This window comes from Kordiimonas lipolytica (assembly GCF_042651265.1).
GTDB classification, from domain to species: domain Bacteria; phylum Pseudomonadota; class Alphaproteobacteria; order Sphingomonadales; family Kordiimonadaceae; genus Kordiimonas; species Kordiimonas lipolytica.
Genome location: NZ_JBHSCR010000014.1, coordinates 42,437 through 56,247 on the forward strand (window position 1 = coordinate 42,437; position 13,811 = coordinate 56,247).

Annotated in this window: 12 protein-coding genes; all 12 read left to right on the forward strand. The window is 58.2% G+C overall.

The window, feature by feature from the left end:
- The first annotated feature begins 26 nt into the window (after nt 1–26).
- The 12 genes from ACFO5Q_RS12715 (at nt 27) to rbfA (ending at nt 13,811) form a co-directional block, all read left to right on the forward strand.
- Complete coding sequence (locus ACFO5Q_RS12715) at nt 27–962, forward strand: lysophospholipid acyltransferase family protein (RefSeq protein WP_068143201.1); 936 nt, start codon at nt 27–29, stop codon at nt 960–962.
- A gap of 135 nt (nt 963–1,097) precedes the next feature.
- The gene (gene miaB / locus ACFO5Q_RS12720; protein ID WP_068143202.1) at nt 1,098–2,501 is read left to right on the forward strand and encodes a tRNA (N6-isopentenyl adenosine(37)-C2)-methylthiotransferase MiaB; all 1,404 of its coding nucleotides are present in this window, start codon (nt 1,098–1,100) and stop codon (nt 2,499–2,501) included.
- Nucleotides 2,502–2,505: 4 nt separating this feature from the next.
- A complete protein-coding gene (locus ACFO5Q_RS12725; RefSeq protein ID WP_231727040.1) occupies nt 2,506–3,576 on the forward strand; it encodes a PhoH family protein in 1,071 nt (356 codons plus the stop codon).
- 19 nt (nt 3,577–3,595) lie between these two features.
- Nucleotides 3,596–4,162 carry an rRNA maturation RNase YbeY gene (gene ybeY, locus ACFO5Q_RS12730; protein WP_082719629.1) on the forward strand — a complete coding sequence of 189 codons (567 nt, stop codon included), beginning with the start codon at nt 3,596–3,598 and terminating at the stop codon, nt 4,160–4,162.
- Nucleotides 4,163–4,175: 13 nt separating this feature from the next.
- Entirely contained in the window at nt 4,176–5,108 is a 933-nt protein-coding gene (locus ACFO5Q_RS12735; RefSeq protein WP_231727041.1) for a hemolysin family protein, read from the forward strand.
- Nucleotides 5,109–5,173: 65 nt separating this feature from the next.
- Nucleotides 5,174–6,787 (forward strand): apolipoprotein N-acyltransferase, encoded by a 1,614-nt coding sequence (gene lnt, locus ACFO5Q_RS12740; protein WP_068143204.1) that lies wholly within the window; start codon nt 5,174–5,176, stop codon nt 6,785–6,787.
- A 74-nt stretch (nt 6,788–6,861) separates the two neighbouring features.
- Nucleotides 6,862–7,602 carry a tRNA (guanine(46)-N(7))-methyltransferase TrmB gene (trmB, locus tag ACFO5Q_RS12745; protein WP_068143206.1) on the forward strand — a complete coding sequence of 247 codons (741 nt, stop codon included), beginning with the start codon at nt 6,862–6,864 and terminating at the stop codon, nt 7,600–7,602.
- Nucleotides 7,603–7,785: 183 nt separating this feature from the next.
- On the forward strand, nt 7,786–8,304 hold the full coding sequence (gene rimP / locus ACFO5Q_RS12750; RefSeq protein ID WP_068143207.1) for a ribosome maturation factor RimP: 519 nt from the start codon (nt 7,786–7,788) through the stop codon (nt 8,302–8,304).
- 57 nt (nt 8,305–8,361) lie between these two features.
- Nucleotides 8,362–10,008, forward strand: coding sequence for a transcription termination factor NusA (nusA, locus tag ACFO5Q_RS12755; RefSeq protein WP_068144048.1), 1,647 nt, complete (start codon nt 8,362–8,364; stop codon nt 10,006–10,008).
- 20 nt (nt 10,009–10,028) lie between these two features.
- Nucleotides 10,029–10,688 carry an RNA-binding protein gene (locus tag ACFO5Q_RS12760; protein WP_269448940.1) on the forward strand — a complete coding sequence of 220 codons (660 nt, stop codon included), beginning with the start codon at nt 10,029–10,031 and terminating at the stop codon, nt 10,686–10,688.
- Nucleotide 10,689: 1 nt separating this feature from the next.
- Complete coding sequence (gene infB / locus ACFO5Q_RS12765) at nt 10,690–13,326, forward strand: translation initiation factor IF-2 (RefSeq protein WP_068143210.1); 2,637 nt, start codon at nt 10,690–10,692, stop codon at nt 13,324–13,326.
- An 80-nt stretch (nt 13,327–13,406) separates the two neighbouring features.
- A complete protein-coding gene (gene rbfA / locus ACFO5Q_RS12770; protein ID WP_068143212.1) occupies nt 13,407–13,811 on the forward strand; it encodes a 30S ribosome-binding factor RbfA in 405 nt (134 codons plus the stop codon).

Consider the following 13,811-nt stretch of genomic DNA (forward strand, 5'->3'; position numbering starts at 1 on the left):
CCACTGGGTCGGGCACGGAGTAGGATATGGCGGAGGAATATGGCGGGCTTAGAGCCAATCTGGATGCGGAAGGCTGGACCTTCCTCGGCTTTATGAGATTGCTTGCCGTTATTGTTGCGTCCATCCCGCTCTTGCCGCTTCAATATATCATGGTGAAATTCTTCCCACGGACATGGTGGCCCGTTGCGGGCCTTTGGCACCGGACTATGTGCCAAATCCTTGGCGTCAGAGTACGCATAAGTAAGCGCAACGCAGATGCCCACCTGGTCCACAAGGGATCAGTGCTCTATGCAGCCAATCATATTTCCTGGCTGGATATTCCCGTGCTCGGCGGCCATTTGGAAAACGCCAGTTTCATCGCAAAATCCGAGGTGGCGGGCTGGGGCTTTATCGGGACCATGTGCAACCTGCATAAAACGATTTTCGTAAACCGCATGCGCCGTACCGACAGCCTCAAGCAGCGGGATGCGCTTGTTGACCGCGTACAGGAGGGGCATAGCCTGATCCTGTTCCCAGAAGGCACGTCCACTGACGGCATGAATGTGGCACCCTTCAAATCCGCTCTTTTTTCTGTAGCGGAGCGGGCAGATGAGGCATGCGATCATGATCTTCTTATCCAGCCTGTGACACTGGCCTACACCGAAGTGAACGGCATGCCGCTTGTACGGTCCCAGAAGCCATGGGTTGCCTGGCTTGGGGATGTGGAATTGTTCCAGCACCTAAGGCAGGCGATGGGACGTGCCCGCATTGAGGCGATTATCGAATTTCATGCGCCGATCACCCTTGCTGAGGCCGGATCCAGGAAGGCGCTCGCAGCTTACTGCGAGCAGGAAGTGCGCCTGGGGCTGGAGCGTGCGCACCGGGCGGAAATGCGCCTTGGGCCGCGCGATCATGGAGGCCTTTTGCCTGCAACAGGTGACGGCGAAGGCGAACTTCTCGACAATGGCGCCGAACCCGCCTGAGGCAGCGTGTTCTGATAATAGCGCTATCCGTTGGCAATTCTTGACTCTCAAGGGGTGTCTGGACTAGGTTCCGGCACCTTTTTCACGCCGGGCTGGTAACCCGGCAGGACACAAGCTGCGGCAGGAGCAGAGACCTTGAGTAAAAAAGTTTTCATCAAGACCTATGGTTGCCAGATGAATGTCTATGACAGCAAGCGTATGGCTGACGTGCTGAAGCCCCACGGCTATGAAGTGGTGGACCAGGCTGACGGCGCTGACCTTGTGATCCTGAACACCTGCCATATCCGCGAAAAAGCGGCGGAAAAGGTCTATTCGGAAATCGGTCGCCTTCGTGCGGAAAAAGATGCCAAGGCGGCTGAAGGCAAGAATATGTACATCGCAGTCGCAGGCTGTGTGGCTCAGGCCGAAGGTCCGGAGATGATGAAACGTGCGCCAGCGATCGACATGGTGCTCGGGCCCCAGACCTACCACCGCTTGCCTGACATGCTGAAGTCTGCCGAAGAGCAGCGCACCGGTGGTCGCCGGTCTGCACGCGTTCTCGACACCGAATTTCCCATTGATACCAAGTTTGACCACCTGCCGACCGACAGTGATTTCGACGGCCCGGCGGCTTTTCTGACCATTCAGGAAGGCTGCGATAAATTCTGTGCTTTCTGCGTGGTGCCTTATACCCGCGGTGCGGAATACAGCCGCCCGGTGGCCGATGTGCTCAAGGAAGCGCAGGCCTTGGTGGACAAGGGCGTCGTGGAAATCACGCTTCTTGGCCAGAATGTGAATGCCTATCACGGTGACGACGGCAATGGCGGCACCATGACACTCGGCGGTCTGATCAAGGCGCTCGACAAGATCGAAGGGCTTGGCCGTATCCGCTATACCACATCGCACCCGCGCGATATGGACCAGGAGCTGATTGACGCTCACCGGGATATTAAGTCCTGCATGCCTTACCTGCATCTGCCGGTTCAAAGCGGCTCGGACGCCATTCTGGAAGCCATGAACCGCAAGCATACGCGCGATGAATATTTCGAGATCATCGACCGTCTGCGCGAAGCGCGGCCCGACCTGGCGCTCTCAAGCGATTTCATCGTTGGTTTCCCAGGTGAAACCGATGAAGATTTCGAAGCAACGCTGGATCTCGTTCGCCGGGTGAAATACGCCCAGGCCTACAGCTTCAAATACAGTCCGCGTCCTGGCACGCCCGCAAGCGTGAACGAAGATCAGGTGCCGGAAGAAGTGAAATCCGAGCGGCTCGCGCGCCTTCAGGCGCTGCTGAACGAGCACCAGCTGGAGTTCAATGAAAACAGCATCGGTCAGGAAATGGATGTGCTTCTGGAGCGCGAGGGCAAGCAGCCAGGGCAGCTTCTGGGGCGCAGCCCTTACCTGCAGTCGGTTCATGTCGATCTGACAAAGGGTGACAATGCGCTGGACGTGGCAGGCGATAAGCCATACACTGACTTTATGGGGCAGTTGGTGCGGGTGAAAATCGTTGAAGCCGGCCCTAACAGCCTTAAAGGGGAACTTGTCAGCGCCCTGCACTAAAGGCATGGCGCGGCAATCAAGGAGCCGCAAACAGCACAATATGTACGCCAAGGCAAGCTCAGCTTCCGCCCGACCGGGCGCCTCATCATCCAGCCACAAGAAAGTGGTTGAATTCGAAGACAACCGACTAGCGGCCGTCGTATTTGGCCAGCATGACAGAAACCTGACCCGCATCGAACAGCGGCTCGGGGTTGTGCTGATCAACCGCGGCAACAGGATCGCAATTGAAGGCACGCCTGAGCGCGCCGAAGTCGCGCGATCTGTGCTTGCTGATCTCTATGACATGGCGCGCCGCGGCCAGCCTGTGGATGTCGGTGAGGTAGACGGGGCGATCCGAATGGCGGAAGGTGTGCCGCTTGAGCCGATTGAACAGTCCATCTCCGCCCGCCCAGATGTGGTAAAGCCCAAGGACGCGGACATGAAGATCACCACCCGCAACCGGGTGATCATGCCACGGTCGCCGGGGCAGGCGGACTATATCAAGAATCTCGTCAAGCATGACATGGTGTTCGGTGTTGGCCCTGCCGGTACCGGCAAGACCTATCTGGCGGTTGCCATGGCGGTGGCGAGGATGCTCTCGGGTGAGATCGACCGTATTATCCTCAGCCGCCCCGCGGTGGAAGCGGGCGAAAACCTTGGTTTTCTGCCGGGCGATCTGAAAGACAAGGTAGACCCTTACCTGCGGCCACTATACGACGCGCTCTATGATATGATGCCCGCCGAACAGGTGGAAAAGCGCATCGCCTCCGGGCAGATCGAGATCGCGCCTTTGGCCTATATGCGGGGCCGGACGCTGGCGAACGCCTTTGTCATTCTTGATGAGGCCCAAAACACTACGCCCATGCAAATGAAAATGTTCTTGACCCGGTTTGGCGAGAACAGCCGGATGGCCATATGCGGGGACGTGACCCAGGTGGACCTGCCGCGCGGTACGCGTTCGGGTCTCCGGGACGCACTTGATATACTGAAGGGTGTGGACGGCATCGCCGTTACCCGCTTCACCGAGAAAGACGTAGTGCGCCATCCGCTGGTTGGGCGGATCGTAGAAGCTTACGGCGATGAAGACGGACGCTAGGAGCAGTCAAGGTAGAGAGATGAGCGACGATCCTTCACCGAGTATCCCCGGCCGGGCGGGCCTTGATGCACTGCCTGGCCTCACCTTCGATTTCGATCTTCTGGATGAAAGCCTTGGTGAGGCGGCCTTCGTGCGGCCAGTGATTGAGGCTGCTGTGAGCGCGGCGCTTTTCGAGACCATTGCCCGCACCCGCGTGCCGATGGAGCTCAGCGTCCGGATCGTTGGCAACGATGAAAGCCAAGCGTTGAACCGGGAGTATCGCGGCAAGGACAAGCCAACGAATGTGCTTTCTTTCCCCGGTGTTGATCCCGACGATCTGATGGACGCTTTTGATCAGGCCGAGGCGGGCGGACCGCCCGTCATGCTGGGTGATCTGGTGATCGCGGGGCCGGTTGTGGTCAAAGAAGCGGCCGAGCAAAACAAACAGGTGCATCACCATCTTGCACATTTATCGGTGCATGGGGTTTTACATTTGATGGGTTTTGACCATATCGAAGAAGAAGACGCGGAAGAGATGGAAGCTCTGGAACGCGAAATTTTGGCGGGTTTTGGGATCAGTGATCCTTATGCCCTTCCTGATGAATGATGGACGACAAAGAGTGACAGACCAATCGGCAAGTTCGCCTTCGGGCGATAGTGGCAGCGCCTCCTCAAAGGGGCAGGGCGGCTTCTGGCGTACGATAAGAGACCTGTTAGGGTTTCGGGCCAGCGAAGTCAGCCTGCGTGAAAGCCTAGAGGAGGCGATCGAGGAACATGAAGAAGAAACCCGTGGGCAGGCCCTGGGGGAGGAAGAGCGTGAGATGCTCTTCAATGTACTCCGTTATGGGGCGCTCAGGGTAGATGATGTGATGGTCCCCCGCGCCGATATCGTGGGGGTCGCTGCTGATATTGCCTATGATGATCTGATCAAGGTGTTCGCTGAGGCCAACCATTCCCGAATGCCGGTCTACCGCGAAACGCTCGATACCGTTCTGGGCATGGTGCATGTAAAGGATGCGCTCAAGGCAACGGCACACGGCGAAGTCGGCGAAGACTTCAAGGTCTCCAATATCCAGCGACCGGTTCTTTTTGTGCCGCCATCGATGAAAGTGATCGACCTTCTGGCCAAGATGCGCCTGTCGCGCACTCATATGGCCATGGTGGTTGATGAATATGGTGGAACCGATGGCCTGTTGACCGTTGAAGATATCGTCGAGGAAATCTTTGGTGAGATCGAAGACGAGCATGACGAGATAGAAGACCCGTACATCACCCCACTTGAAGGCGGCGGCTATGACGTAGACGCTCGGCTTGAGGTTGACGAACTTGAAGAAGTGATCGGTGTGGACCTTCTGCCCGAAGAATTGGACGAGGACGTGGATACAGTCGGCGGGCTTGTCTTCTCACTCGCGGGTTGCGTGCCTGAGATTGGTGAGGTTATGGTCCATGAAAGCGGTTACCGATTCGAGGTGGTTGATGCCGATCCGCGCAGGATTCACAGGGTGCGGATCCATGTGGGTACGGAAGAGACCTCGCAGGCAGCCGACGACTAAGGGCGCACCAGAGGCGCCTGACAAGAATAATTGATAAGAACTGGCGAGAACAGGCAGAGTAGCCAATGAACGATCAAAGTCGGGATCAGTCCATGCTGGGCGCGCAACTGGCGCGCCTTTTTGATTGGCTGGATAAACGCAGCAGTTATGCCATGCATGCCTTTGCGTTTCTTCTGGGTGTTCTTCTGTCGCGCACTTTCGCGCCAGCGAATTTCTTCCCGCTTCTGTTCATCGCCATCCCATTGATGATCGCCCTTATTGACCGCTCAAGGAACAGTGTGCAGGCTTTTGCCTACGGCTGGTGGGCCGGTTTCGGCCTTTTCGCCGTAGGGCTCAACTGGATTGGCTATTCCTTCACGCAGCAACAGGCCGTGCCTGTCATCCTCGCACCCATCGCCATTCTTGGATTGTCCGCGCTGCTGTCGCTCTATGTCGCCATCATATTCGTGATCTGCCGCAAGCTCTGGTGCGCTGGTTGGTTCAGGGTTCTGTTGTTTGCGGCTGTCTGGACTCTTTTTGAGGTGGCACGCGGCATGTGGTTTACCGGCTTTCCGTGGCATCTCGTGGGGGCCGCATGGGCCGAATGGCTGCCGGTTGCTCAGAGCAGCTACTATATCAGCGTCTATGGCCTGACATTCCTGACCGTGCTGGTCGCCGGTTCGTTTGTCATGCTGCTTGATGGAGGGGCTTGGCAAAGAACCATCCTGCCTCCCGCATTGGCGGTGCTTGCCTTTGTCGGTCTGTCTGTTGCGGGCTATCTGCGGCTTGAAGCGGGGCAGACCCACTATCACCTGGGCATTTCCATGCGGCTGGTGCAGGCCAATGTGAAGCAAAGCGAAAAGTGGCTTTCCTATTTGATCGAGGATCATTTCGATAAACATATGAGCCTGTCGCGCGCCGCAGACCCGGACGGTAAAGCCAAGGGCGTGCGCCTCCTGATCTGGCCCGAGACCGCAGTTCAGACGGAAAGCTTTGACCGCGATGGATCGATCCACCGCTGGCGCATGTCGAAGCTTCTGGAATATGGCTCGTTCGCCATCACCGGCGCACCCCGCTATGTGCGCACGGAAGACGGCTATGATTATTACAACAGCCTGTTCGCGCTGAATTCAAGCGCTGACCTTTATGCCCGTTATGACAAAGTGCATCTGGTGCCGTTTGGCGAATATCTGCCCTTTGAAAACCTGCTAAAAAAGCTTGGCCTCAGCCAGTTGACCGGCGGAAGCGCCTGGACGGCCGGTCGCAGGCGCCAGACGGTGGCACTACCCGGCACGCCCGGCTTTTCACCGCTGGTCTGCTATGAAGCGGTCTTCCCTGGGGAAGTCATTGACCGGCGCGACCGGCCAGAATGGATTTTGAACATCACCAATGACGCCTGGTTCGGCGCGACCGAAGGGCCGTACCAGCATCTGGCCCTTGCCCGTATGCGTGCGATCGAGGAAGGCCTGCCCCTCGTGCGCGCGGCATCCACGGGCGTGAGCGCGGTGATTGACGGGTACGGCAGGACGCTTTCAAGCATGCCGGTAGGGCGCGAAGGCATCATGGACAGCCCGCTTCCCAAGGCGATCGACGTCCCGCCGCTTTCCACGGGCACACGGATCATCCTGGCGACACTCTTGTGTTCCCTGATCGCCCTCGCCCGAGTGATCTATTGTTGGCGGCGCGATCATACACCCTGAAAAAGGGCACACCACGCGCAAAAGGGCACAAAAGGGGCTTTGTCATAGGGCCCGTTTGCGCTATAGGGGCGGCCATGAGCGACAAAGACACAGACATCAAGCAGTTCAAACTGCCAGAGCAGCGCTTTTTCGGGCGCCGCAAGGGACAGAGCTTCTCGCAGCGCCAGCAAGCGCTCTTGGACGACTTTCTGCCGACGATCTCGGTTGACGTGCCGGACGGCGAGAATGATGTGCTGGATGTGGACAAGGTCTTTGGCAAGCCGGTGAAGGAGCTGTGGCTGGAGATCGGTTTCGGTAAGGGCGAGCACCTGGCCTGGCAGGCGCAGGCACACCCCGACGTGTCGCTGATCGGATGCGAACCTTACCTTAATGGTGTGGTTGGCCTGTTAACCCACATCGAGGAAAACGACATCCAGAATATCCGTGTCTATGGCGACGACGCGCGGCACGTGATCTGGAAGCTGCCGGACGCATCCGTTGACCGCCTGTTTCTGCTGCATCCGGACCCATGGCCCAAAACCCGCCATGCCCGCCGCCGGTTCGTCAACCAGCATAACCTGGATGACCTTGCGCGAATCATGAAGGACGGTGCAGAATTCCGCGTTGGTACGGACCATCCGATCTACCGCGAATGGACCATGCTTCAGATGGCTGAGCGCGATGATTTCGAATGGCTCGCCGAAGGCCCGCAGGACTGGCTCACCCGCCCGGATGACTGGCCGGAAACCCGCTATGAAGTAAAGGCGCTTGAAGGCCGCGCTACCTATTTCCGCTTCCGCAGAATTCCCCGCGCAGAAGTGCCAGAAGCCCGTTAGGCAAAGTGGTTAGATTCGGGCTTGCCCCAAAGGCGGGTTCGCTGTATACAGGGCCCGCTTCTCCTAGAGTATTGGTTGATTATTCCAGGAGTGGGCTTCGGCCCACTGCCCGCGATAACCCATACCTAGAACGTAGTGGGCCATGGTGTTCGGCCCGACGTGAAGTGTGAAAGGACAGGACTAGTGAGCGACGCTGCGACAAACATTGCTGATCTCATCGAACCAACCGTTGAAGCTCTTGGGTTTGAACTTGTTCGCGTAACCTATGGCGGTGGCCGCAAGCCAACGCTGCAGGTAATGGCGGAAAGGCCCGATGGCACCATGGGGGTTGATGATTGCGCAACCTTGTCTCGCGAGCTTTCGCTCATTCTGGATGTCGAGGATCCATTGCCTGGTGAATATCTTCTTGAGGTAAGCTCACCAGGGATCGACCGTCCGCTCACAAGGCGCAAGGATTTCGAGCGCTGGGTGGGCTTTGAAGTGAAGGTCGAAATGGAAGAGCAGATGGATGGCCGTCGCCGTTTCCGGGGGCGCATGACATCGTTCAAGGACGATGTGGTGACGCTGGAAACAGACGAGGGTGTGGTCGAGCTCGATTTTGACGGCATCTCGAAAGCGAAGCTGCTCCTTACCGATGAACTTCTTGAGGCTGTGCAGAAGGATGCAAAGGCTCAGGCGAACCCTGACGGGACGAACACATAAGGTTTTTTGCTGGTGTGGGCCAATTGGGCGCCACGCTCTGAAAGCGACGGAGTAAAGATGATGGCTGCTGCTGTCAGTGCAAACAGGTTGGAATTGCTGCAGATCGCAGATCTCGTGGCACGTGAAAAAGCGATCGACAAGGACATCGTTCTTGAGGCCATGGAAGAAGCGATCCAAAAGGCGGCTCGTTCCCGCTATGGCGCTGAAAACGAAATCCGGGCGCAGATCGACAAGAACACTGGCGACATTCGCCTGTTCCGCGTTCTCGAGGTTGTCGAGGAGGTTGAAAACCCTGCTGTGGAAATCAGCCTGGAAGATGCCAAGGAAGACAAGCCGGACGCCGAGATCGGCGATTATCTGGCGTCCAGCCTGCCGCCAATGGATTTCGGTCGTATCGCAGCCCAAACCGCCAAGCAGGTGATTGTGCAGAAGGTGCGCGACGCCGAGCGCCAGCGCCAGTATGACGAGTTTAAGGACCGGGTGGGTGAAACCATCACCGGCGTCGTCAAGCGCGTTGAATATGGCAACGTGATTGTGGATCTGGGCCGCGCGGAAGCCATCATGCGCCGCGACCAGGTGATCCCGCGCGAGCATATCCGCCAGAACGAACGTATCCGCGGTTACATCTATGAAGTGCGCCGCGAAAACCGTGGCCCGCAGATCTTCATGTCCCGCACCAAGCCGGAATTCATGGCAGCCCTGTTTGCACAGGAAGTGCCGGAGATCTATGATGGCATTATCGAGATTCGCTCCGTGGCCCGTGATCCGGGCAGCCGTGCGAAGATCGCCGTGATCTCCAACGACCCGGGCATAGACCCTGTTGGCGCCTGCGTTGGTATGCGCGGTAGCCGTGTGCAGGCCGTTGTGAACGAACTGCAGGGCGAGAAGATCGACATTATTCCTTGGTCCCCTGATGTGGCGTCCTTCATCGTGAACGCGCTGCAGCCTGCGGAAGTGTCCAAGGTGGTTCTGGACGAAGAGCGCTCCCGCGTTGAGGTGGTTGTGCCTGACGATCAGCTGTCGCTCGCGATCGGCCGTCGTGGCCAGAACGTGCGCCTGGCATCGCAGCTCACGGGCTGGACCATTGACATCATGACCGAAGCGGAAGAAAGCGAACGCCGCCAGGAAGAATTCATGACCCAATCCAAGCGCTTTGTTGAAGCCCTGGATGTGGACGATACGCTGGCACACCTTCTGGTGGCTGAAGGCTTCACCGAAGTGGAAGAGATCGCCTACGTTGAGCCTGAAGAGCTTCTGGCCGTTGAAGGCTTCGACGACGATCTGGTTGCTGAGCTTCAGCGCCGCGCGAGCGACTTCCTGGAAGCCGAAGCACGTGCTGCAGACGAGAAGCGGATCGAGATGGGCGTTTCTGACGATCTGGCCGACGTTGAAGGTCTGACGCCGCAGATGCTTGTGAAGCTGGGTGAAGACGAGGTTAAAACCCTTGAGGACTTCGCAGGCTGTGCAGCGGATGAGCTGACAAGCAAGGAAGACGGCATCCTGCGCGACTTCGGTCTGACCGAAGAAGAAGCAAGCGACATGATCATGTCTGCCCGCGTTGTTCTTGGCTGGATTTCTGCTGAAGAAGCATTTGGTGGCGCTGAGGAAGCTGAGGAAGCTTCCGAAGAGGCTGCTGAAGCTGAAGAAGCAGCAGAAGAAGTCGCAGAAGAAGCGGCGGAAGAAACTAAAGGCGAGGAGGCCTAAGGTCTCCTCAGCGCCGCAGGTTGGAGCAGAAAATGCGCGAACGGCGGTGTATACTAACGATGCAGCCTGCATCCGAGGACACTCTGGTCAGGCTGATGGTAAGCCCCGATGGCACTTTGGTGCCGGACGTGGCAGCCCGGTTGCCCGGGCGCGGTATGTGGATTACCGCTGACCGGGCAATGATCGACCAGGCGGTCGAAAGTGGCCAGCTTGCAAAAGCGGCCAGCCGGTCCCTGAAGGCACAAGTGCAGAAAAGTGCGGTGCCCCAGGACCTTGGTGCGACGATCGACCGCTTGCTTGAGCGCCGCTGTCTGGACCGCATGGGTCTGGAACAACGCGCAGGCCACCTGGTAACAGGCTTTGACAAGATCAAGGCCGCGCTTACCAAGAAAGGCACCGGCAAGCCGGCGCTTCTGGTGACTGCGACAGACGGCGCCGAGGATGGTCGGCGAAAGATCAAGGCCGCAGTTGGCACGGACGTGCCGGAAGTGGCTATCTTTGACCGTGAAGCGCTCTCAGGTGCGCTCGGTCGGGAAAATGTGGTACATGTGCTGCTGATGGAAAGCGGCGGCACGGACAGGCTTAAGGTCGATTTTGGTCGGCTTTATGGAATGCGCGGGCTAGGCCCGCTGATCAGTGAAGCGCCCTCTCATGATGAAGGGCAGAGGAACGAAGATTAGTATGACTGACGAAAAGAAACTGACACTGTCTGGACGCGGCACCCTTGGCGTAGGTAAGGGGGTTGAGACCGGCCAAGTTCGTCAAAGCTTCAGCCATGGGCGTAGCAAGGCAGTCGTTGTTGAGCGCAAGAAGAAGCGTATCCTCAAGAAGGGCGCGACCGATGCCGCAGCCCCTGAGGCAACGCCGGCGGCACCAAAGCCGCAGCAAAAGACTTACGTTCCGAAAAAACCAGCAGGCGAAGGTGCAGGTAAGCTTTCAAATACCGAGCACGAAACCCGCCTGAAGGCTCTTGAGGAAGCGCAAAAACGCGCTGAAGAAGAAGCCAAAGCAAAAGCCGAGCGCGAAGCCCGTGAAGCTGCGGAGGCCGCCGAGCGCAAGAAGCGTGAAGCTGCGGAAGCTGCGGCGGCAGAGGCCGCGCACGATGACGAGGCTGACGCCCGTGCCCGCGCCGAAGAGGACGCGAAGAAGAAGAAAGCTGCCGAAGCTGCGAAGAAGGCAGAAGCGGATGCCGCCAAGAAAGCTGAAGAAGAGCTGAAGGTTAAGGAAAAGGCTGAAGCGGAAGCCCGCAAGAAAGCTGAACTTGAAGCCCGCGCTGTGCAGCTTAAGAAAGCAAGCGAAGCCCGTCAGGCTGCTGGTGGCGATGACGATGCGCGCAAAGGCAAGCAGAAGCGCGGCAAGGAACGCAAGGCAGGCCCGGGCGGCGATGATCGCAACCAGCGTGGCCGTGGCCGTGGCGACGACCGCCGCAAGGGTGGCCGCCTGACCATCTCAAGCGCCATGGGTGACGGTGAACGCCAGCGTTCGCTCGCAGCTTACAAGCGGGCACAAGCCAAGAAACGTCAGGCCGAGATGGGCGGTGGCCAGCAGCAAACGCGCCAGGCTCGCGAAGTAACTATCCCTGAAGCAATTACCGTTCAGGAACTGGCGAACCGGATGGCTGAAAAAGCCGTTGCCGTGATCAAGGTTCTGATGGGCCTTGGCGTGATGGCAACCATCAATCAGGTTCTGGACCAGGATACCGCCGAGCTGGTGGTTCAGGAAATGGGCCACACGCCGAAGCGCGTTTCTGACGCTGACGTCGAAATCGGCCTCACCGGCGGTGAGGACCAAGAGGGCGAACTGCTGCCGCGTGCGCCAATCGTGACCGTTATGGGCCACGTTGACCATGGTAAGACCTCGCTTCTTGATGCGCTCCGTAAAGCCAATGTTGTGTCGGGCGAAGCCGGTGGCATCACTCAGCATATCGGTGCCTATCAGGTTAGCGTGAATGACAGCAAAATCACCTTCCTCGACACACCTGGCCACGCCGCCTTTACCCAGATGCGGGCACGCGGTGCAAGTGCGACCGATATCGTGATCCTGGTGGTGGCTGCTGACGACGGCGTGATGCCGCAAACCATTGAAGCCATCAACCACGCCAAAGCGGCTGAGGTTCCGATCATCGTGGCCATCAACAAGATGGACCGTGAAGGCGCGAACCCTGATCGCGTGCGCAATGAACTGCTGCAGCATGAAGTGGTGACCGAGAGCTTCTCGGGTGACGTTCAGGAAGTTGAAGTGTCCGCCAAAACCGGCGACGGCCTCGACAAACTGAAAGAAGCCATCGCCCTGCAGGCTGAAATTCTCGAACTGAAAGCCAACCCGAACCGGTCGGCTGAAGGTGTGGTTGTTGAAGCCAAGCTTGATAAAGGCCGCGGCCCTGTTGCCACGGTTCTGGTACAGCGCGGTACGCTCCGTGTGGGTGACATCTTCGTGGCCGGTGCTGAATGGGGCCGGGTACGCGCGCTGATTAACGACAAGGGTGATCAGGTACAGGAAGCCGGCCCAAGTGTGCCGGTGGAAGTGCTTGGCCTGAACGGCACACCAGACGCTGGTGACGAGTTCGCAGTGGTGGACAACGAAAGCCGTGCCCGTGAGGTGACGTCTTATCGCCAGGACCAGAACCGCAAGAAACGCCAGGCTGCTGCCGCTGCGCCGAAGACGCTGGAGAGCATCTTCACGCAGATGAAGGAAAACGAAGGCCTGCAGACGTTCGAAGTTGTCATCAAGGGCGACGTGCAGGGCTCGGTGGAAGCCATTACCCAGGCGCTTGAAAAAGCCGGCAACGACGACATCCAGTGCCGTGTTATTCACGGTGCTGTGGGTGGTATCACCGAATCCGATATCACGCTTGCCCAGGCCAGCCACGCGCTGGTTATCGGCTTCAACGTACGCCCGAACAAACAGGCGCGCGAAGCAGCCGAAGCCGAAGGCATCACCATCAAATATTATTCCGTGATCTATGACCTGATCGACGACGTGAAAGCGGCGATGGCTGGTCAGCTGGGTCCGGAGTACAAAGAGAATGTGATTGGTCAGGCGGAAATCCGCGAAGCCTTCCAGGCTGGCAAGGCCGGCAAGGCTGCAGGCTGTTTCGTGGTCGAAGGCTCGATCCGCAACGACCTCAAGGCCCGTATCCTGCGTGACGATGTGATCATCTACGAAGGCCAGATCGAGAACCTGCGCCGCTTCAAGGATGATGTGAAAGAAGTTCGCGCGGGCCAGGAATGTGGCCTGACGTTCGAGAATTACCATGACTTCAAGGCTGGTGACGTTCTCGAGGTTTACGAGCTGGAGGAAATGGAGCGCAAGCTTTAAGCCTGCGACCAGCAGCCCGTTAAGAGTGTTTGGAGGGGTGGCCTGTTGGGGCCGCCCTCCGCTGTTTTAAGGAACTATCGATGTCTAAGTCTTCTCATTCCGGCGAGCCAAGCCTGCGCCTGTTGCGTGTGGGCGAAAACGTGCGCCACGCCATCTCCGCGATCCTGACCCGCGGTGACGTGCAGGACCCTGACCTGGTCCGCGCATCCGTGACGGTATCGGAAGTGCGTGTAAGCCCGGACCTCAGGAACGCCACGGTGTTCGTGATGCCGCTTGGCGGCGACCCTGAGCTGAAGATCACCAAGGCCCTGAACCGTAACAGCGCTTTCATCCGCGGTGAAATGAGCAAGGTCGTGCATATGAAATATATGCCGCGGCTCAAGTTCAAGCTGGACGAAAGCTTCGACGAAGCCAGCCATATCGACGCGCTACTCCGTGATCCGCGCGTGACCCGCGACCTCGACCACAAGGACGAGGAAGAGTAG